This window comes from Vibrio sp. MEBiC08052 (genome assembly GCF_001506075.1).
In the GTDB taxonomy this organism is placed as follows: Bacteria; Pseudomonadota; Gammaproteobacteria; order Enterobacterales; family Vibrionaceae; genus Vibrio.
In genome coordinates this window covers 3,844,178-3,864,933 of record NZ_KQ947475.1, presented here as the reverse complement: position 1 = coordinate 3,864,933, position 20,756 = coordinate 3,844,178, and the positions used below count along the sequence as shown (strand labels likewise).

The following is a 20,756-nucleotide window of genomic DNA, read 5'->3' as shown; positions in this document are numbered from 1 at the left end:
ATCGTTTGCTGCCCGCCTTGGTTTTATACCGAAATCATAAAATTATTACTAGTTTTGCTCTTTACAGTGTAAAACATCGTTGTAAGATCTGTTCTCCTTTCTCTTTTAATGGTTATTGTCATGATTGCCTGTTATGAGTCCTATAAAGCCGGACTCTTTCATCCTTCTCAATGGTTACGGAATATCAGTGCCGGTGTGATTGTCGGCGTGGTCGCTTTACCCTTAGCAATGGCGTTTGCCATTGCATCCGGCGTCAAACCGGAACAAGGTCTGTATACGGCAATCATTGCCGGCATACTCGTGTCGTTATTCGGAGGGTCCCGCATTCAAATCGCAGGGCCGACCGGCGCTTTTATTGTGCTGTTATCCGGTGTCGTCCACGACTATGGTGTCAATGGTTTACAAATCGCGACCATGATGGCCGGCGTTTTCCTGCTGCTGTTGGGCATCACCAAACTCGGCAGCATCATTCGGTTTATCCCTGATCCGGTGATTATTGGCTTTACCAGCGGTATCGGTGTCATCATCTGGGTCGGACAGTGGCAGGAGTTCTTCGGTTTACCGCAAATTCATGGTGAACATTTTCATCAGAAACTCTTGTCCATCTATCACGCTTTACCTCATCTGAACTGGCAAACGACCGGGTTGGCCCTTTTATCTTTGGTGATTGTCATTTACGGGCCGAAGATCCCAAAATTGACTAAAGTTCCCGGTCCACTGCTGGCGCTGGTGGTTGTGACGCTGTTACAGAACACCCTACATCTGGATGGTATCCGCACCATCGGGACCGCGTTTGGCGGCATTCCTCAGGGGTTACCGTCAGTGACGCTGCCACAGGCGAGTCTGGCTGACTTGATCCAGTTGATCGGCCCTGCATTTGCGATTGCGATGTTGGGGGCGATCGAATCACTCTTGTCTGCCGTGGTTGCTGACGGTATGACGGGGACAAGACACAATTCAAATCAGGAGCTGATCGGTCAGGGCATTGCCAATATGGTATCACCGCTATTCGGTGGGATTGCTGCCACAGGAGCTATCGCCCGGACAGCGACCAATATCCGTAACGGTGGCAATAGTCCGCTGGCCGGCTTGGTACATACCGCCACCCTGATTGTTATCCTGCTGCTGCTCGCGCCGCTGGCGGTGAACATTCCACTGGCAACATTGAGTGCGATCCTGTTCGTGGTCGCGTGGAATATGAGTGAGGCCCGACACTTTATCAAACTGCTGAAACGGGCCCCGAGAGCGGATGTGTTGATCCTGCTGATTACCTTCTTTCTGACGGTTTTTGCCGATCTGGTTGTTGCTGTCAATATCGGGGTCATTATTGCGGTTTTGCACTTTGTCAAACGTATGGCAACAAGTGTCGAAGTCAAAGCCAGTACCAATGTTGAACTGGCTGATGAACTGGTGCGTCAGGGCATCACACAGTTGCCACAGGAACTGGCGGTTTATGCACTGGAAGGTCCATTTTTCTTTGCGGCGGCCGATGCCTTTGAACGCGTCATGCACAGTATTCCGGACAAACCGCAAATTCTGATCTTACGCCTGAAATGGGTACCGTTTATGGACATGACTGGCTTACAGACACTGGAAGAGATGGTTCAGGATTTCAGACGCCGGAATATCCGAGTGATGATCTCCGGTGCCAACGCCCGTGTCACTTATAAACTACGAAAAGTCGGCATCATCCAACAGATTGGTGAAGATTATTATTTCGCTGAGTTTCAGGCAGCACTACAAACCGCATTACAAATCATTGAATCCGAATCACGTTCATCAACAAAAGCATAACGTTTTCAATATTGCAGAAACAAGACTTCAGGACACTCCATCCTGAAGTCTCTCAGCTCAACAGAGAAGAAGCTCAGGAAGACTCTTGCTCAGTGAGCGCGACAAGCTGAGGTTTATAGACACCTTCAAAAGAGAGCAAGCGAATTTCTATTGTTCCGCCGAAGAATTCCAGCTCAACGCGTGGATCTTGACTCTCCTTCAGTTGCGAATCGAACGTTTCAAACAGGTCAGCCATAAAATTCCTGACTGCCTGCTCGGAATATTCCGAATAATTTTTTTTCATGTTTATACCTGCCAACGTTTTTGTGAACTGATCATGTCGCCAGTTTCATAATGAATCATTGATGTGAATACGATACTCGTAAAGCATATAAGATAAGCCAAGATACAAAACTCTAGCGGTTTCGTTTTTCAAATGGAGGTATTTTTATATTTTAAAGCCACAATGGTCAACCGATAACAATGTGTTTTTTATCCTCTTCATGTTCATTCTGACACGGTCATTCACAAATATGTGACCTTTAAATTACAAGAAAATCGATATATAACGATATTGCACCATCAAAATTAGCGATAAACGAGTCTGCCATACGATACGTACTGTGATCAGTTCTCATGTTGATGCGTTTGAATAACATGATCACTCCCTGACTCGACTCGGTTTTTGCCTCTGTCTTTCGCTGTATACAGGGCAATATCAGCACGTTCTATCATCTGTTCGATACTCTCATTATCCATGCGACTCACCACACCGAAACTACAGGTACAGCGCCCCACAACGTCAAAATCATGGTTCATTAACGACTGGCGAATTTTTTCTGCCAGAATCTGCACGCCATGGAGATCGGTTTCCGGGCAAACAATCAGAAACTCTTCGCCCCCCCACCTACCGGGAATATCGGTCTTTCTCACATAATGTTTTAATAACTCGGCAATTTTACATAACACTTCATCACCGACCTGATGGCCAAAAGTGTCGTTGACGACTTTAAAATCATCGATATCCAACATAATAATCGATAAAGGATGCTGGCGACGGTCCGCTCGATATACTTCTTTCTCCAGCGTTTCATCCAATTTCAGGCGGTTATGCATACCGGTCAGTCGATCAGTGACAGACAGCACTTCAAGATGCTTGCGATCCGTAATATTTTGCTCCACGGTGGTATATCCAATCAGACGTGCATTGACGTCGTGAGTCGGTTCAATATAAGCAAGCACCCAGTATACTTCACCCGTTTTACTAAGCTTTTTGATCTCCCCGCTCCAAGGCTGCTCTGCCAGAATGCTATCTTTTATATCAACCGGAAGATCCTCAGATATATCTGGGTGACAAAGTCGGTAATATGACTGGCCCTGTAACTCTTCGGCTGTATATCCGGATACTTGACAAAAAGCTTCAGACACAGATTCAAGATGATCATCCAAATCAGCGGTAGCATAAATGACATAATTATCTATAATTTGGTTTGCCATCAACAATTTATTAATCGTCTTCTGTGATTTGAAATACATAGCGAAGATATAATAACCAAAGAAAATGAAGAAAATAAGAAATCCCCCAATCATCACAATATGATAATGATGGATTGATTTTTTTAAGAGATCTAAATGATTTTTTTCAATGTAATAGATAATTTTCCATGGATAATGTGGCGACTGACGTTCTGAAGTGCTGACATAGAATTTCGTGCCATGAATTTTGCCACTCTTCCCCACTGTTAATACTGTATCAAAAACGCCAAATTCATAATCATCAACAAATGTTCCTGATGTTTCTGTACTGATTTTTTTCCAGACTTGAATATGGTCAATTGGCATTTTAATTTGATATTTCAACTGATATATTTTCTCGAGTGAATTATCCGAAGCAATTTTAAACCATTGACCAATATGATTTGAAAGCCAAAGGTCCTCATTAATATTGTATAAACGACTTAACAAATCATCGATTTTATAACTAACAATCAATACTCCTTGCAGATGCGTATTTTTCGGCATTTTTTCTAGTTTTTCTCCAAATACTAAAACAGGCACATCATCAATCGCATTGACACTCTCTTTCATATCAATACTAAGTGACGAAATAAATAATTTCTTCCGAGGGAATGTCATAATATCTTTAAAGTAAGACGCTTGACTTATATTGGTTAAATTGTCTCCTCGAGCAACCAAGAGCCGCCCCTGCTTATAATTTATTTTAATTTGCTCTTGCCCGGAGAAATTAACCCATTTTACCTCTGTATAGACTCGCCGGGATTGAATAAATGTTCGCCATAACGACGCAAGTTTTTCAGTATTCAGATGCCCGGATTGATCGAACTCCGCACGAATGAGTGTTCTTTCAAAAAAATCCAGATCACTCACACGCCATCTCAGGGCGTTTTCGAGCGCTTTTTTAGCACTGGATACTTGGTTAGTTGCATTGCTAATCAGAGTCGAATCGACTTTATATAACTCGACTCTATAAAGAGTCGATAGCAATAGTAAGAACAAACCGACCAATAGGCTATAAAGCAAAAATAATTTGGGAAATTTTTTAATCTTTATCACTTTAGAGCTTCTCATCAGCATGAATTTTTATGAATCATCATTCATAAATTTCCTAGCCCTAAAATCTAGCATTGACTGCTTTTAGTATAAACTAAGTATGGTGCATCATCACGATAACACAATATCTGATTAATTTTTCGGTCAGGCAGACTGGTAACAACGGGGATAATCTACTCCGGTAATTCGGCCTCACTGATGACGAGCTCTGACATTTTATCAACCATTGCTTGTGCAAAAATCGTTTTACGGTCGGTTTCCCATACTGGTGAGACAATACTGACCAGCACTAACCCTAAACCAACGCAGAGTGAAACAGGAAAAGATTCTTCCAGCGAAAGCGATGCTCCGGCAGTGGTGATCGACTGAGCCAGAAGTGATACGTGCCCAAGCCCTAATTGACTTAACAGTTGCTCATCGTTAATAAGGTATTGCAACATATGTAGCGATTCCCCGATTAATATTTCTACCGATGAGATGACATGCGTTGCCAAAGAAACATCGGCTTCAATACTTAAGGCGCCCAATCCTAATGTCAAGATCTGTGGATGTCGATGACGGAAGTAATCACCAGCGAGTAAAGTCATGAGATGTTTCCGATACCCTGGCAATACCAAATAAGTTTCGTGATTATAAGTTCTCACGTAAGCTGTGATGTCCAATTCCGCACATAACGCGAGAGGGTCGTAAAGTGGTATCTTGGGATGTTCAGCAAGCTGCCGATGCTTTCGGCTATACAGCAGTGATAAAAATTCCCACCATTCATTCGGAGATAAGATCGTGATATCAACCTTATCGGAGACGTACTTTAGCGGAATCTCTCGTGCTGCTTGTTGTGAAGAGAGTGCAGGCCAATATATCGGTGAGTGTTTCCAGTAAATCGGACGCTTTCGAGACTTCTTTCGAGACTTCTTAGTTACATACGCAGACGTCTCCGTATCCAAATCGAATTCATTGATCATCATCATTCCCAATACAAAATGTCATTCAATCATCTATCGCTGAAACTGGGCTGAAGAAAAAAGCCCTCAAATGAGGGCAAAGCAACGACCGGGATAGACGAAAGAATTCCGCCGTCATCCGATTCAGCATAGTTTCGTACAAAACGGGTGTGGATTTCCCATCATAGGAAAAGTGCAATTGAACATTTTATTGATTCAAATGCGTAAATTATGGAGTGACTTCATAAAAAGTGTATTTAAGGCTATTTGCAGCAAAGCCATCATGTTATCCTGTTAAGTCATTGTTTATTCAGCATGTAATGCAGGCTTGCCTTTCTACATAACATGCTCATTTGAGGATATTATTGATCGCATATGAGTAAAAAACAAGTTTCATTGCCGCCTTTTGACTATCTTGCTGGGAAGCAGGTCACAGAAAAGCTATGCAACATACTAAATGTCAAAAGTACGCGCGCTCTGTCCGAGCAACTTAACGTCCCGACATCGACTTTCGCGACATGGCATAAACGAAATGTCTGCCCTTATGAGCTGGCAATAAGACTGCATTTATATAAGGGAATTTCTTTAAAGTGGCTACTGCTCAATGAAGGCGATCCTTATCCGAATGCTGCCGCTCATGAATATCATGTGAATGATGAGCCAAAGCGTCTGGTACACATTGATTTGTTTGCATTGAAAAATGGACAACTCAATCATCGGGGTACGATGACGTTGGATCAGTTCTTTTTAGATGAATTGGAGATTTCCAATGTCATTGCGGTCCGAGACGGGGATATAACTTATCTGGTTGATCAGGAAGCTACCCGAGCGGTCAGCGGAACTTATCTGCTCAATGTCGATGGCCTGTTATCAATTAACGCTCTACAACGTCTGCCAGGTAAACAGCTGGCATTGAACTTTGATGGTTCAGCTTTGACCGTTAACGAATCCGACGTCAAAGTAGCCGGACAAGTTGTCTTATTTATGTCCCGCAGACAGTCACTGACTGAGACGGTCCACGAGACAGGCGACGCTGTGTAATTCAGGTGGTTGAGTATATATTGGGGTGCCAGATGTGCATTAACCTTTCGGGATGTTCAACTTGAACAAAACCATATTGTGCATAAAGGCCATGCGCATCTTTTGTTGTGAGTAGTATACGCCTCAGCCCCTGCAAGTCGGGGGCCTCAAGGATCGTTGCCATCAGCCATTTACTCAACCCTTTACCGCGATGCGCTTCCAGAATAAATACATCCGCCAGATAAGCGAAAGTGGCTTGGTCCGTGATCACTCTGGCAAAACCAACTTGCTCTCCGGAATCTAAATACACGCCAAAACACAAAGTATTTTCAATCGCTTTGCGAAGTATGGACTCCGGAATACCCTCAGCCCAGTAACTTGTTGATAAATAGGAATAGATAACATCAAAATTGAGATCCTTTTTATCTGAGCTGATGTAATATCCCTGCATCATTTCCTCCCTGAAAAAACATCAGATAACAACGTACCGACACTTCTGTCGTGCAACAATCATACGTAAGAAGACATCAAAGTATCATCCCACTATCTGACTAAAGATCAAGGACTAAAAATCAAGCGAATCGTCCCCTTCCAGATGAAGAAATTTGTCGCTGATCGCAGAACATATTTGCATATGAAAGAAATTTAACCCAATACTACGTCCCTCCTACAATCAATGGTATTCTGATTCTCACTGTTTGTTCAGCATGGATAACAGGCTTGCCCTTCTGTCTCCATGCTCAATTGAGTTCATTATTGATCGCATATGAGTAAAAAACAAGTTTTATTACCACCTATCAACTATCAGGTAGGTAAACAAGTGACTGATAGAATCCGAGAAGTCTTAGATATCAAGAGTGTACGGGCTCTGGCAGAAGATGCAGAGATGTCTTCTTCAACCATTACCACTTGGCATCAGCGCAAAAAATGCCCTTTTGATCTAGCTATCCGGTCTCATCTGCATAAAGGTATTTCTTTAAAGTGGCTGTTACTGGGAGAAGGAACCCCTTATCCGAATGCGGCAACCCATGCCTATCAGGGAGAAGATAGTGAGGTCAAAAAGCTGATCGATATTGATCTCTTTTGGCTGAGAAATGGCAAACTGGCTCAGAATGGGACGATCACACTGGAACAGTTTCTGTTAGATGAATTATCCATCACGAACGTGATTGCTATTCGCGAGGAAGGTCGTACCTATATTGTCGATCAGGAGGCACAACAAGCTGTTTCCGGGAGTTATCTCATCGATTTTGACGGTCTGTATTCAGTTAACGATATTCAGCGATTACCTGATCAGCAACTGGCCATTGATTTTAAAGGTTCACCATTAGTTATTGGGGAGCATGAGCTGAAAGTGTCCGGAAAAGTCGTGCTACGAATGTCCCGTGGGTAAATTCACAATCATGGTTGGTTGGAACAACAAATCAGACTAAACGGTTGATGAGTAAACGTACACAGACTGAACAGTCCACTGATTTCACAACCCTCTGATTTCAACAGCAATGGCAGCCGGAACAATGGCTGCCTTCAATTCATGGTATTCTGCAAGAATCAGGATTGTCTTTCGAGGCGAAGTTTCGATTCGCTCAAGATTGCTTTTCGACTGTCGGCATCCCTTCCGGAATGGTGTCCCAACTCAGCTTTTCACTCACCCACAGGTGGAGCGACGGCGCAAACAAGCTATCATCAGCTAATCCTGTTGGCTTCAGTTTCAATTTAATTGCATCCGGTACTGCTGGATTAACATGATAAATTCGGACACCACAACCGGGACAGAATTTAGCAATGTTGGTATTGCCACTTTCAGCAATCCGAGACCATTCTTTCATTTCTCCGGAGAAACGAATGTTTTCAGCAGACACCATAACAGTGACACTAAAAGGCGCACTGGACAGCTTTTGACATTCTTGACAATGACAAGCGACCACTTTTTGCGGTGCAGCAAGTAATTCGTAGGTCACCTGACCACACTGACAGGCGCCATGGATAGGAAATTCCATCTTAAATTGCTCCTCGATTCATTCATATGATTTGGTACAGACGTACACATTGAAGCCGGACGTTATCGAAACCAGCCCGAATCATCATCGCAGAACTGCACATTTGACTCAATCACATTATATGTGATCCATCAAAACCGACTGAGCACGTGCTCCATATCAAAAACAGCGCCCTCTCAATCAAAAAATTTAAAAATAACACTTTACCTCAAGTTAGCTTGAGGTTTTATATTCCCTCATGGATTAGCAATAATGAAGGATGAGACAGATTGGTGCCAAGCTGAGTAATCGGATTTGGCAATTATTTCTCAAAATAAGATAAGGAGTTCATGATGATTCATTTAGAGCACGTAAATCTGGTAGTCCGAGAAGCCGATATTCCTGCCATGCTGAAGTTTTATCAGGCAGTTTTTCCCCACTGGCATATCAGAGATCAGGGCGTGTCGGACTGGTACGGTAAACCCCGGACATGGCTCCACTTTGGCGATGATTATCAATATCTGGCGATCAGTGACAATGGCGAGGGAGAAAACCGTGATTTAACCGGACATCAGGTTGGGTTAGCACATTTTGCTTATGTCACCAATAATCTTGACGCAGTCATTTCTCGCCTGACTAGTGCCGGATTCGAAATCGCAAAAGATGGCGTAGCACACCCCCACCGGAAAAATATCTACTTTATTGACCCGGCAGGATTTGAAGTTGAATTTGTTGAGTATATGAGTGACATTGTCAGCGAAAGAAATAGTACGATTTAATGCACTGAATCACCGATAATATACCGCGCCCAAACGGGTCGGTATATTATCACAAAAATCAATTCAACATTATTAGCAACATACCAACGGTTATTGATTAGAAAATATTAAATGAATATTTTTACGTCAGTGACCTTCAGCAGTTTTATATTGTTCAACGAAGTGATTAAAGGTTTCTAAAAATTTAGGATTTTCAGATAAATATTCATTTGACCAATAAACACCAAGCGGTTTATCCATATTTGGATAAATTTTAAATATCTCTGGTGATAATCCCATATTTTCTAAATAATTATTGATGGCTAATTCATTTGCCAGCATCGCATCACAACGCTTGGCTAAAAGAGCTTTGATTAAGGCATCGGTATTTTTGAAACTCCCAATGGCTTTATAGCGATTAGCACTAAGCCAATATTGCATATTGGAACCAAATCTCACTAATATACATGCATTTTCTTTAAATGATTCATCAGCAGGGTTGAGCGAGTTATTTCGAAGCAGATACCAATTCCACTTTTGTGGGAAAATCACTGTTGAAAATGTTGCATAAACATCCCGTTTACTATTCCTTGAGGCAAGAAAGAAACCCTGCGCTGCACCAGTTTTCACCATGAACTGCGCTCTTTCCCATGGATAGACCTGAATTTCATAAGGCACTTCCATTTTTTCAAGTATGTTTTTAACCACAATCACCGCAGTGCCTTCTAAAAGATGATCGTGATATACCTGATAAGGTGGCCAGATTTGTGTGGTAAGTAATATTTTTTCTGCTGCATATAGCTTTGCACAACTCATCAAGAACAATATAAAAACAGCCGTACTTGAGATACACTTTCTCATAAAATAGTCCAAATATTTATATACATCATTCAGTTGTATGGATTCTTCTAACGAGTCATTTTTTCTTACAACTTAATATAATATTTAGCATAGTACAGTCGACTCGATATTATCCAGAATGGTGATAAAAATATAATGCCATACCATCTTCAATCAAACCGAATATACTAAATAAACTGTAAGCAATTTGTATCACATATCATTTAACAGAAGATCTTAATACAAATACCGAAAGTCATATCATGAATTCAATTCTAGCTTTTTGAATTTAAAAAAGATCTCTATGATAAGAGATCTTTTTATCAGGCTATCTCATGATCAGCTTCCCCGATCAGACTGGGGGACGTTTTAAAACTCAAACTGATAACAAGTCGTGTGATGATATGATTCTTCCGGCTTGAGAATACAGCTTGGTTGCAGCCATTCAGGATGGTTGGGGGAATCCGGTAAGAACTGCGTTTCTAAAGCAATCCCTGCATATTGAGAGTAGATATGATCACCACGTCCCGGAGTACCTGTCAGCCAATTACCGGTATAAAGCTGAATCGCAGGCATCGTCGTGATGACATGCATCCGAATCCGCTCATCGACACTGGTTAATGAGGCCACAGGGCGCGACACATCACGTTCAGTCCGGAATAAATAGGCATGATCGTAACCTTGTGCGGTCATTTGCTGCTGATCCTGCATTAAATCAGTGCGTACAGGTTTGTTCCGGCGAAAATCAAACCCGGAGCCGGTCACATCCTGTAGTTCCCCGAGCGGAATCCCTGTATCACTAATCGGCAAAAACGCATCGGCATCGAGCCAAAGCGAGTGATCGAGACAAGAATCCACCTGATCTGCACCATGCAGGTTAAAATATGCGTGATTGGTCAGACTCACAGGCGTGGGTTGGTTCGTCGTGGCATGATATTCAATCAATACCTGATCGGCCTCTGTCACGGTATATGTCACTGAAACCACTAAATCACCGGGGAACCCCATCTCACCATCCGGAGACGTGGTAGAAAACCGGACTTGATTTTCTGTCTGTTCAGCGACGTCCCAGCGACGGTTATGAAACGCCTGTTTGCCACTATGCAGGCAATTGCCATTTTCATTGGCATCAAGCACATATTGCTTGCCGTCAAGGGTAAAGCTGGCATTGGCAATCCGGTTGGCATAAGGCCCGATCGTCATTCCCAGATAGCTTGTCTGAGTCAGTAACGTCTGTTCGGAATCAACCCCCAGCAAGACTTCCCGCATGTCACCCTGACTGACTGGCAGTTGACAGCTGAGCCAAGTGGCTCCCATCGGGGTGAGTTCAACCCGCATTCCTCGCGAGTTCTGCAAAACAATCGAGTCTTTCCATCGCGCATGATTCTCTGCCGATGCTTGTTCGGCAAATAGATTTTGCATTATTTATTCCCTCATAATTCGGAAATCAGGCCTGCCCCTTGTGTTGCTTGGCAGACATAGATAGATGGTTGCAAACCAGTCGCGGCTTGATACTGACTCTCAACGGCTGTCCGGACTCTTTCCACGAATGCCGGCGGCACCAGTGCAACGACACAACCACCAAAGCCTCCGCCCGTCATCCGTACACCACCCTGTTCACCGATCTCCGTTTTTATCAAATCAACCAGTATATCGATTTCTGGTACTGTTATTTCAAAATCATCCCGCATTGAGATGTGGGACTGTGCCATCAGTTCGGCAACCGTGTGAATATCACCGACAGCAAGGGCTTGAGCCGCTTTGCAAGTCCGGTCATTTTCAGTAATCACATGCCGGGCTCTTCGGGCAACGACCTCATCCAGCTCACTGAACCGAGCGTTTAGCTGTTCCAGTGTCACATCCCGCAACGCTTTGACGCCAAACTGACGTGCAGCGGCTTCGCACTGCTCACGACGAGTATTATATTCACTGTCAACCAAACCTCGCTGTTTATTCGAATTGACGATCATGACAACCATCTCGGCAGGAATCGGCACCGCCTGAGTCGTTAAATCCCGGCAATCAATCAACAATGCGTGATGCGCATGCCCTGCTGATGAGATTAATTGATCCATAATCCCACAGTTACAGCCGACAAACTCATTTTCTGCCTGTTGTGCGTTCAGCGCAATCTCTTGCTGGCTAATATCAAGGTTCAGTAACACTTTAAATGTTTGTCCAATCGCCACTTCAAGCGCAGCGGAAGAACTCAGCCCCGCCCCTTGGGGGACATTGCCACTGACCGTCATATCCAGACCACACAGCGAATAACCGCGCTCAATTAAGCATTTCACAACGCCACGGATATAATTCGCCCACATGGTATCGGCCTGAAATTCGATCGGTGCATTCAAATCAAATTCATCGACCGCATTCTGGTAATCACAAGCGATGACCCGAATACGGGTATCCTGACGTTTGGCGGCTGCCACCACGGTCTGATAGTTAATCGCACAGGGCAAAACAAACCCATCGTTGTAATCGGTATGTTCACCAATCAGATTGACACGGCCGGGGGCCTGAATCAGATGACTCGGCTGATATCCGAAAATTTCGGAGAATGATGTTGTTACAGTTTGAGTTGGATTCGACATCTTGTTTCTCTTTATTGTTCTTTATAATGAATCTCACTGACATCGCGCAGATACTGTGCGGCTTGTTCGGCGGTCAGGTCTCGTTGCGTTTCAGCCAGCATTTCATAGCCCACCATAAACTTACGGATTGAAGCACTGCGCAGTAGCGGTGGATAAAACAACGCGTGCAACTGCCAGTGGTCAATATCCGTGCCTTCCTTAAAGAACGGGGCATAGTGCCATCCCATCGAATAAGGGAAGGAACACTGGAACAAATTGTCATATCGACAGGTTAGTTTTTTGATGGCCAGCGCCAGATCATCCCGCTGTTCATCCGTCAGCTCGTTCATGCGACGCACATGCGTTTTCGGCAGCAAGAGCGTTTCGTAGGGCCACACCGCCCAGAAAGGCACCACCGCCAGCCAGTGTTGGGTTTCAACCACCGTTCGGGAGCCATCATTCAACTCGGTCTGAACATAATCGACCAGTAAATTGGAGCCGTGTTGCTCAAAATACGCTTTCAGCTGTTGATCTTTACGCTCAATTTCATTCGGCAGAAAGCTGTTGGCCCAAATCTGACCATGGGGATGAGGCTGGGAACAGCCCATCAGCTCACCTTTGTTTTCAAAGGCCTGTACCCAGACATATGATTGTCCCAGTGCTTCGATTTGTGTATTCCATGTATCAATCACCTGACGGATCTGTTGCGGCGTAAGCTCCGGTAACGTTTTGCTATGATCAGGAGAGAAACATATCACCCGGCTTAATCCCTGCACGCCCTGAACTTGCAACAACGGATTGTCGCTTTCAGGTGCAGAGGGAGAATCGGGCATCAAGGCTGCAAAGTCGTTCTCAAACACATACGTGCCCGCATAATCAGGATTCACCTCTCCCGAGACCCGCGTGTTGCCCGGACACAAAAAGCAAGATTGATCATAAGGGGGAACGTCACTGTGAGCAGGCGGTTCGTTGAGCCCGCTCCATGGACGCTTAGCCCGGTGTGGCGAAACCAATACCCATTGCCCGGTCAGAGGATTGTAACGACGATGGGGATGAGCACTCGGGTCAAATAATTGATTTGTCATTGTCACTTACTCTTCATGCATGAATGCAAAACAGGAAACTCATTAACCACTCGGGGTAAAGACTGCCAGCCACCCACCCCGAATAAAATGTGAGTCTAACAGCTCCGCTATCTCTGTTTCTGTGATTAAAACCACACAGTGGAAACGTTTACACAGCAGTGCATTTGTCATGTAAGACTTGCCATTTCTCTCGGTGATCAAGCCGATTCAGATGATGAAACCGAACTATTTTTAATGCTTTTCTTGTTAATAGGAATGCGCTAGCATAAATCGATGCAGCCCAAATCGCTTTCAGAACAGCATTGGCGCGATCCACTGATCAGGATGTCATTCAGCAACCCATACTGTTTTTTCCCGCGTGATATAAACGCCATATCATGACCGAGCCTCTGCCTCAGAGGACTCGAAACAGTGTCCTAATCTCATCTATCGTATGACTGTCATTGAAACACATGACTGCTTAAATTAAGGGAGCACAGGTGTTACACGAAATTCCGTTTTTGGGGCTTCTCTTTAGCCCGCTGGTGGTTTACATCCCGCTCGCGATTGGGATCACTTACCTCATCCGGATGGTGCTGTTTCGCACGGGCCTTTATACAAAAATCTGGAAACCCGCATGGATGTTGGTCAGCCTGTTTGTCTGTATCTTATCTCTTTCTATCACACTCTATGGAGCGTAACGCGATGAAAAAATTTTCAACCGTCATCATGATTCTGATCGCAGTCTGCTCCGGTTACTGGCTCTGGCATCATTATATGCTGACGCCGTGGACCAGAGATGCCAGAGTGAACGCCCATATCATTACCATCTCTCCGGATGTATCCGGTTTTGTCACACATGTGGCGGTCAGTGATAACCAAGTCATCCGTCAAGGGCAAACATTGTTCCGGATCGATTCGCAACGTTATGAGATAGCCGTCTCTCAGGCCAATGCGACACTGCAAAATCGTCTTGCGGCTTGGGAGTTATCGAAGCACAAATATGAACGACGTAAAAATCTACCGAGTCAGGATTCAATCAGTAGTGAAGATCTGGAAACCGCCCGCATCAACATGGATATCGCCAAAGCCAATTACCAACTGGCTCAGGCTCAGTTAGACGAGGCGAAGCTCAACCTTGCAAGAACCAAGATCACGGCACCATTTGACGGAACAGTGATTAATTTGAGCCTGCGTTCCGGCAATTACGTCCGCCAGGGGACTTCCGTGCTGGCATTGGTCGAAAAGAATTCTTTTTATATCACCGGTTATTTTGAAGAAACGAAAATTGCCAAAATTCAGATCGGTCAGCCCGCCACGATCCAATTGATGAACGGACAACCACCGCTGACCGGAAAAGTGTTGAGCATTGGTCGCGCGATTGCCAACAGCAACACCAATACCAACAGTCAACTGCTGCCACAAATCCAACAAACCTTTAACTGGGTACGACTCGCGCAACGGATTCCGGTCAATATCCGGCTCGATGATCAAGTCGATCAACAACAACTCAGTGCCGGTATGACCGCCTCAATCAACATACAGGAACCGACTGAGTGAGTGCATCAGTTCTCGCCAAGGCCATTTTTTTCCCGCAGCGTTCGGCAGTGATTTTTGCCACCAAAGGGATTATCGCAATGGCACTGTCATTGTATGTGGCGATGTACTGTCAGTTAGATCGTCCTTACTGGGCGCTGGTGTCGGCCGTGTTTCTGCAAATCAGACCCGAAAGCGGACTAGTGATTGAAAAAGGGATCAGCCAAATCAGCGGCACCTTGGTCGGGGGCGGTATCGGCATTTTGATTCTGAATTGGCTGATGCCATTCCCGGAACTGGCATTACCGGCACTGGGGCTCTGGCTGGGCACGATGGCATATTTCTCTGCCATGGTGCGTAATCCCAATGCCATCTATGCCTACACCATGGCTGGCGTCACCCCGATTCTCATCGTTGTGTTGACCATGGCCCAACCGACAGCAGTCATCTCAAGCCATACCGTATTTGATGTTGCTCAGGCTCGCATGAGTGAGCTGATTGTCGGTTCAGTCTGCGCTACGCTGATCAGCCTGTTCTTCTGGCCGACCCATATCAAAGACAGTCTGCACGACCTCTCGCGTGTTGTAGTTAATCAAACATTACATTATCTGGTTCATGAACTGGATGAAAATAAAACGCATCAGGAACGACATCAGGCGCTTGATGCGATTTTAGAGACGCTGGCACAACTCAATGAGAGTACCAGCGCTGTTCAGTATGAAGGTCCGCAAGGACCCAGTATGTACCGGGCAATCTCCCTGCTGAATAACAAAATTATGTCGTTGCTGGCAGTCATTCAGATCTTTGGTCGGGTCAAACGTTATCATCCCGAACTGGACAGTCCGTTTCTCAATCATATCGTCCAGCATATCCGCCAGTCCGTCTGCCAAATGAAAGCAGAAACCGACCGGCAAGTCTGCTATCAAATTGCGAAAAATCTGCGCCAAAAACTGCTGGTACTCAAGCAGTCAACGGAGCAAGCCAGCCCGATAGAATTACGCTTGATCAAAGTTGCCATGGAGATGGCCGCGGATCTGATCGTAGTCTTAACCACCTATCAGGCGATTTTCCACCGCGAAGGCACGCGACTCCATGCCCCGAAGTTCCGACCTCACCGGGATCCGTGGATTGGGATCTCCGTCGCACTGAGAACGGTGAGTGTTTTCGCTATATCTTCCACGCTCTGGATTTTTACGGGCTCATCGGCGGTGATCATGATGATGATTCTGCCGGTGATCTTTTCGATGATGATGGCTCGCCTACCACTCAACATCGTGACCATCGTTCTGAAACGACTGACGATCAGCGCCATCGTCGCCGTTTGTGTCGCCATTTTTTATGCACTGAATATTCTTGCCCAAAGTTCAGCCGATTATATTTTGCTATTGCTCGTGCTGGCCGGGCCTTATTTTCTCGGTCTGCTGGCACTGGCAAACCGTCCAACCCTGCCTTACGGACTCGGCTTTTGCATCCCTTTTACCATTTTAACTCGCCCCGGCCCGGATATGAGCCTGTCGTTTTCTATCGACTTCGCGCTCAGTAGCGGGCTGGGTATTATCTGCGGCAGTTACCTGTTGTATTGGCTATTCCAAATCATCACCGGCCCGAGTCTGAAACTGATTCAAAAAGGCGTCTTAAAAGCGACAGTGAACGATTTGAAGTCACTTTCATGCCATCAGGAAAATGAAGAAACCCGCTTTAACGCCCGAATGACAGATCGATTACTTCGCTCGATTACCGGAGAACCGACACCGGAGCGACAGAGAATGACGGATGTTGTTCTGACGGGACTCAATCTCGGCCACATTATTTTGCGGTTCAGCCGGATGTTAAACACGCTCGGACTGAATCAACAAACCTCATCGTATCGGCATTGGCAGACAGCTTTGGCCGAAGCTTATAGATTGGCAGCTCAAGGCCGGTATAGCGAGCCATTTCAAATGGCTTCCGGACAATTATTGGCTGATCTACAAACTGCGGGGATTAGCGAAGCACAACTTCGGATGGTTGAGGGAATGATCCAACGGATCAGTTTAACGTTTAAGAGGACAGCAAAGAGTATCAATGAATGATACTCGGCTGCATTGTTAACGAGCTTCAAATCGCATTCTGCTCTTTCTTCATTTGCAACAAGAATTTCCAGTTTTGAATATCTTGTGGCAACTCCGGCGTATGATGCAATTCGAAGTCAGCCACCCGGAGTAATTCAGCCGTCGCCACCTTATGCCCTTTACAGACAAACAAGGCACGGATATTCGCAATCGCATGTAACCCTGCTTGACTGGTAAACCGTTGTTCCAGATAGAAGTATTTTTCATCCCAACCGAGAATCCGGCTGTCAATAGAGAATTTTTGCCAGGGTTTAATCGCCCGTATAAACGTGAATTCAGAAGCATTGACGACTGGCAACCAACCTCGTTTCAGAAACGGTTTCAACAACCCCATTTCGGCCAACAGATAGGTTCGGCCTAAATCCATCAGTGCCGGATAACGGGCATTGGTCAGATGTAAATTAATATCACAATCTGTGGGCCAGGCACGAAATTCTAATCGGGAGTTATCCAACAAACCGAGACGCCGACAAAAGCGCATCCGCCAAACCAAAAGCCACATGAAACGGAAATAAAGGTTCATGACCTTCCCCTTACTCTCTGGATGAATCCATTCATTCGATACAAATCAGCGTAATCCAAAACTGGTCATACCACAATAAATATACGTGTTACAACATGATTGCATCCCGCTTCACTTTGACGCAATCTGCTTTGAGGTCATGGGCTGTGACGTAAAAAGTGCAACCCAGAGGTTGCACTTTACAGAGTCAAAACTCGTATCTGTCGCGATAAACGAATCTTTATAGACTGACGCTAATTGTTTTGGTTGTGACGTTCCCGTCGTTATCCGTAATCGTCAATAACACATCATACTGACCATGTTTGGAAAACGTGTATATCAGCGACAAACCATGCTTCTCTTCACCGTTGGGAAGGGTCCATTTGGTATCAACAATATGTCCGTCTTCATCCCAGCTTGTCGACCACATCATCACTGTGCGGAGGAAATTGAAATGCCAGACGCGTGCAATCGGTGCCTGACTCGGTTCAAGCGCGATGACCCATTTACTGACACTATCCGTTGCGCCCTGCTCATCGGTGACCGTCAAGGAAACGCGATAAGTGCCTTGTTTTTGATACGTCCACGTCGGTGCAGCAGCGGTACTCGTCTGACCGTCACCGAAGTCCCAGTGATAACTCACAATATTGCCATCGGTATCTTGGCTACGATTGACGGTTGAAACTGTCAGATCTTTCACTGTGAAATCAAAATCAGCTTGGGGCGTGGCATTGGGTGTCGATGCTTGAGAGATCTTAATCAAACCATATTGATTATTTTCTCCATGCTCTAACACATCAATTTGTAACCCCAGTTCAGTCAATAACCGTCCTGCATCGGGTTGGCCGGGATTGCTATAATCCTGATCATCGGCAAAATTAGCGGTTGCAATTAAGCTGCTATCTTCCAGTACATCGCCATCATTGTTGACCAGACGCAACGGTGCCTGATCTTGCAATGAGAATGCTGCGTCACGCACTTGAAAACGCGTTTGTGCCGCTTGAGCCGTGTTCACCCAGACCAGCGCATTTTGGTCGGCATCAACTACACCGAGCCAGCCTTGACCGGGATGCTTGCCGACCCAGTTATCGGTCAATGATTCGTCCACATACCAAACCAGCAGACCCGGTTCAAATGACATCAAACTATTGAAGCGCCGTAAGTGGCCTAAACCGGCATCGACACCTTCATGACTTCGCCATTGGAGCAGATAATAATGGTTGGCAGTGTGGAAGCCATTATTGAGACGGAAACCATCAAAAGTGAACGTCGGTGCACTTTCCGCATCATCTATCAGCGTCGTCACTCCATCCGCTTCAAGTTGCAGATTATCCAGATAGAGACCAGCCATTGCCAGACCACCGTCTGTGATGTATTCAAACCCTAAATCAATCTCCTGTCCGGCCCACTTCGACAGATCAAATTCAGCATCGACCCATCCTTCTGATTTGCCTGAAATTGCCGGCACTAAACCGGTGTTTTGCGGATCATCCATAGTGGTGATGTTCCCGGCAATCGACTCGCCATTGACCGTGACTCGCGCGAAATCATAGTCCTTCTCGATTTGATACCAAGCTTTAAACTTCAACGTCACATTAGATGCATTCGGCACCGTTAAAGTACGATGCATTTTATTCTTCAGACTATCTCCTTTATCAGAATAAAAATCATAACTGCCTTCATACGGGGGCAAATCTTCAACTTGTTTCGGAGGTAAAGGAATTTTGACTAGATTTTGTTGCTCGGTATCGGTTGTCTGGCGAAGCTTAATCACTTTGGCATGTTGTACCAGCTCATCGAGCGTTACTTGGGTTGCGTTGACCCACTTGCCACCGACCCCATCTTGCAAAAACTGTTTCGACCAAGCCGAAAATGCTGTCGGTTCTGTGCCCGGAACCTTCCCTGCCCAACTGCCCGAAGACATAATTGACCAATAAGAAACAGGCTCACCTTTACCGGTATACTGAGTGTCGTATTCATCGGGTAGTCCCAGATCGTGCCCATATTCATGCGCACAAACTCCCGCGGCTGCATCAATCGGCTGCATGGTGTAGTCATAGGCTGCATACTGACCGTTGAACCGACCCGGCACATTACTCTGCGTGCCTTTCAGGACATAAAATTGTCCCAAATTATGGCGGTGTGACCATATCGCATCATCACCCAGTACCCCACCACCAGCTTCTTCACCAACCGATGAGTGGAAAACCATCAGGTGATCGATCACACCATCCGGTTCACGGTAATCGCCATCATTGTCGTAGTCGTAGCGATCTTCAATATCATAATCAGCAAGATTGATATTGGGATCTTTGGCAAGCTGATCGAGCGCTTCGCGGACCAGTTGTTGCGGGTTGATATCATTACCGCCTGATGCGGTATGACCGCCATAATAAGCGGCTTCATGTTGAGCGTGATACCAGCCCATGACTTTACCGGAAACACCGTAACTATCACCGGATTCCTGATGATAATATTGACGCATTGAAATCAGATTTTGCCCGCTGGGGCCGTCATAGCCGGTATCAGAGAATAATAACGACTGATAATGTTCGGGAAGATAACTGGCATAGAACATATCCGTCAGTTCTGGTGTCAGTCGGTTGTCATTCCATGGCAAATCGGGAAAATCAATCAACAGCGCGAGAATTTTATCATTCCGCTTCTGGCTGACATCCAGTGCAAAGACATTGTGCTGTTGGCTCCCTTTCCCTGCTTTCATCGCTTTCAGCACTTTTGCCCGGTTGAGCAGTGCTTTCTTACCGAGCTGATCATCACCGCTAAAGCCATGATCTATTTTTTTCGCCAAATAGGCTTTGAGCGCACGCTGTTTCACCGCTTCCGATGCGTCACGATCAATCACACCCTTGCGAATCAGCATTTCAATCAGTTTTTCTTCATTCACAACTCCCATATCGACCGGGGCATGTGCATGCGTATAACTGCTGATACCAATACAGCTCATCACTGCCGTTACAAGCAAGGTTTTCCTCATTTTTATCATTGGATAATCCTTTTTATTTTTTATGTTACAAATAGCCAACTATTCCTGAATTTTGATGAAGGATAAAAATCAAAATGAACAGGT

At 45.3% G+C, this 20,756-nt stretch carries 18 protein-coding genes; 7 read left to right on the top strand and 11 right to left on the bottom strand.

The annotated features are described in order from the left end of the window. Positions 1 to 120: 120 nt before the first annotated feature. Positions 121 to 1,794, top strand: a complete 1,674-nt coding sequence (locus tag VRK_RS16640; protein WP_059122815.1) for a SulP family inorganic anion transporter — start codon at positions 121 to 123, stop codon at positions 1,792 to 1,794. 73 nt (positions 1,795 to 1,867) lie between these two features. Here VRK_RS16640 and VRK_RS16635 read toward each other — a convergent pair whose 3' ends face one another. The 3 genes from VRK_RS16635 to VRK_RS16625 all read right to left on the bottom strand — a co-directional run bounded on the left by VRK_RS16635 (position 1,868) and on the right by VRK_RS16625 (position 5,306). Beyond that, positions 1,868 to 2,077, bottom strand: a complete 210-nt coding sequence (locus VRK_RS16635; RefSeq protein WP_059122410.1) for a hypothetical protein — start codon at positions 2,075 to 2,077, stop codon at positions 1,868 to 1,870. A gap of 323 nt (positions 2,078 to 2,400) precedes the next feature. Next, the gene (locus VRK_RS16630; protein ID WP_197413134.1) at positions 2,401 to 4,347 is read right to left on the bottom strand and encodes a sensor domain-containing diguanylate cyclase; all 1,947 of its coding nucleotides are present in this window, start codon (positions 4,345 to 4,347) and stop codon (positions 2,401 to 2,403) included. A 170-nt stretch (positions 4,348 to 4,517) separates the two neighbouring features. Beyond that, positions 4,518 to 5,306: a hypothetical protein gene (locus VRK_RS16625; RefSeq protein WP_157371940.1), complete on the bottom strand. Its 789-nt coding sequence runs from the start codon at positions 5,304 to 5,306 to the stop codon at positions 4,518 to 4,520. A 354-nt stretch (positions 5,307 to 5,660) separates the two neighbouring features. Here VRK_RS16625 and VRK_RS16620 point away from each other — a divergent pair, with 354 nt between their 5' ends. Next, positions 5,661 to 6,326: a phage repressor protein CI gene (locus VRK_RS16620; RefSeq protein WP_059122407.1), complete on the top strand. Its 666-nt coding sequence runs from the start codon at positions 5,661 to 5,663 to the stop codon at positions 6,324 to 6,326. Position 6,327: 1 nt separating this feature from the next. On the opposite strand, the gene VRK_RS16615 is transcribed toward VRK_RS16620, so the two are convergent. After that, the gene (locus tag VRK_RS16615; RefSeq protein WP_059122406.1) at positions 6,328 to 6,756 is read right to left on the bottom strand and encodes a GNAT family N-acetyltransferase; all 429 of its coding nucleotides are present in this window, start codon (positions 6,754 to 6,756) and stop codon (positions 6,328 to 6,330) included. A gap of 315 nt (positions 6,757 to 7,071) precedes the next feature. Between VRK_RS16615 and VRK_RS16610 the strand changes: the two genes are divergently transcribed. Next, positions 7,072 to 7,698, top strand: coding sequence for a helix-turn-helix domain-containing protein (locus VRK_RS16610; RefSeq protein WP_059122405.1), 627 nt, complete (start codon positions 7,072 to 7,074; stop codon positions 7,696 to 7,698). 193 nt (positions 7,699 to 7,891) lie between these two features. Here VRK_RS16610 and VRK_RS16605 read toward each other — a convergent pair whose 3' ends face one another. Beyond that, entirely contained in the window at positions 7,892 to 8,305 is a 414-nt protein-coding gene (locus tag VRK_RS16605; RefSeq protein ID WP_059122404.1) for a GFA family protein, read from the bottom strand. A gap of 332 nt (positions 8,306 to 8,637) precedes the next feature. On the opposite strand from VRK_RS16605, the gene VRK_RS16600 reads away from it, so the two are divergent. Further along, the gene (locus VRK_RS16600; RefSeq protein ID WP_059122403.1) at positions 8,638 to 9,063 is read left to right on the top strand and encodes a VOC family protein; all 426 of its coding nucleotides are present in this window, start codon (positions 8,638 to 8,640) and stop codon (positions 9,061 to 9,063) included. Positions 9,064 to 9,189: 126 nt separating this feature from the next. Here VRK_RS16600 and VRK_RS16595 read toward each other — a convergent pair whose 3' ends face one another. From VRK_RS16595 to VRK_RS16580, 4 genes are all read right to left on the bottom strand, one after another. Continuing rightward, on the bottom strand, positions 9,190 to 9,903 hold the full coding sequence (locus tag VRK_RS16595) for a substrate-binding periplasmic protein (protein WP_082671421.1): 714 nt from the start codon (positions 9,901 to 9,903) through the stop codon (positions 9,190 to 9,192). Positions 9,904 to 10,251: 348 nt separating this feature from the next. Continuing rightward, complete coding sequence (galM, locus tag VRK_RS16590) at positions 10,252 to 11,304, bottom strand: galactose-1-epimerase (RefSeq protein WP_059122401.1); 1,053 nt, start codon at positions 11,302 to 11,304, stop codon at positions 10,252 to 10,254. Positions 11,305 to 11,315: 11 nt separating this feature from the next. After that, on the bottom strand, positions 11,316 to 12,476 hold the full coding sequence (gene galK, locus VRK_RS16585) for a galactokinase (RefSeq protein ID WP_059122400.1): 1,161 nt from the start codon (positions 12,474 to 12,476) through the stop codon (positions 11,316 to 11,318). Positions 12,477 to 12,487: 11 nt separating this feature from the next. Beyond that, the gene (locus tag VRK_RS16580) at positions 12,488 to 13,540 is read right to left on the bottom strand and encodes a UDP-glucose--hexose-1-phosphate uridylyltransferase (RefSeq protein ID WP_059122399.1); all 1,053 of its coding nucleotides are present in this window, start codon (positions 13,538 to 13,540) and stop codon (positions 12,488 to 12,490) included. Positions 13,541 to 14,019: 479 nt separating this feature from the next. Here VRK_RS16580 and VRK_RS16575 point away from each other — a divergent pair, with 479 nt between their 5' ends. The 3 genes from VRK_RS16575 to VRK_RS16565 are packed head-to-tail and all read left to right on the top strand — an operon-like array spanning position 14,020 to position 17,127. Beyond that, positions 14,020 to 14,220, top strand: a complete 201-nt coding sequence (locus tag VRK_RS16575; protein WP_059122398.1) for a DUF1656 domain-containing protein — start codon at positions 14,020 to 14,022, stop codon at positions 14,218 to 14,220. A gap of 4 nt (positions 14,221 to 14,224) precedes the next feature. Continuing rightward, complete coding sequence (locus tag VRK_RS16570; protein WP_059122397.1) at positions 14,225 to 15,079, top strand: efflux RND transporter periplasmic adaptor subunit; 855 nt, start codon at positions 14,225 to 14,227, stop codon at positions 15,077 to 15,079. Continuing rightward, on the top strand, positions 15,076 to 17,127 hold the full coding sequence (locus VRK_RS16565) for an FUSC family protein (protein ID WP_059122396.1): 2,052 nt from the start codon (positions 15,076 to 15,078) through the stop codon (positions 17,125 to 17,127). Before VRK_RS16570 ends, VRK_RS16565 begins: the two co-directional genes overlap by 4 nt. 25 nt (positions 17,128 to 17,152) lie before the next feature. Here the strand turns inward: VRK_RS16565 and VRK_RS16560 are convergent, their stop codons facing one another. Together VRK_RS16560 and VRK_RS16555 are read right to left on the bottom strand one after the other, a co-directional pair. Further along, positions 17,153 to 17,689, bottom strand: coding sequence for a thioesterase family protein (locus VRK_RS16560; protein WP_059122395.1), 537 nt, complete (start codon positions 17,687 to 17,689; stop codon positions 17,153 to 17,155). Between the two features lie 220 nt (positions 17,690 to 17,909). Next, positions 17,910 to 20,672, bottom strand: a complete 2,763-nt coding sequence (locus VRK_RS16555) for an immune inhibitor A domain-containing protein (RefSeq protein WP_059122394.1) — start codon at positions 20,670 to 20,672, stop codon at positions 17,910 to 17,912. Positions 20,673 to 20,756: the final 84 nt, after the last annotated feature.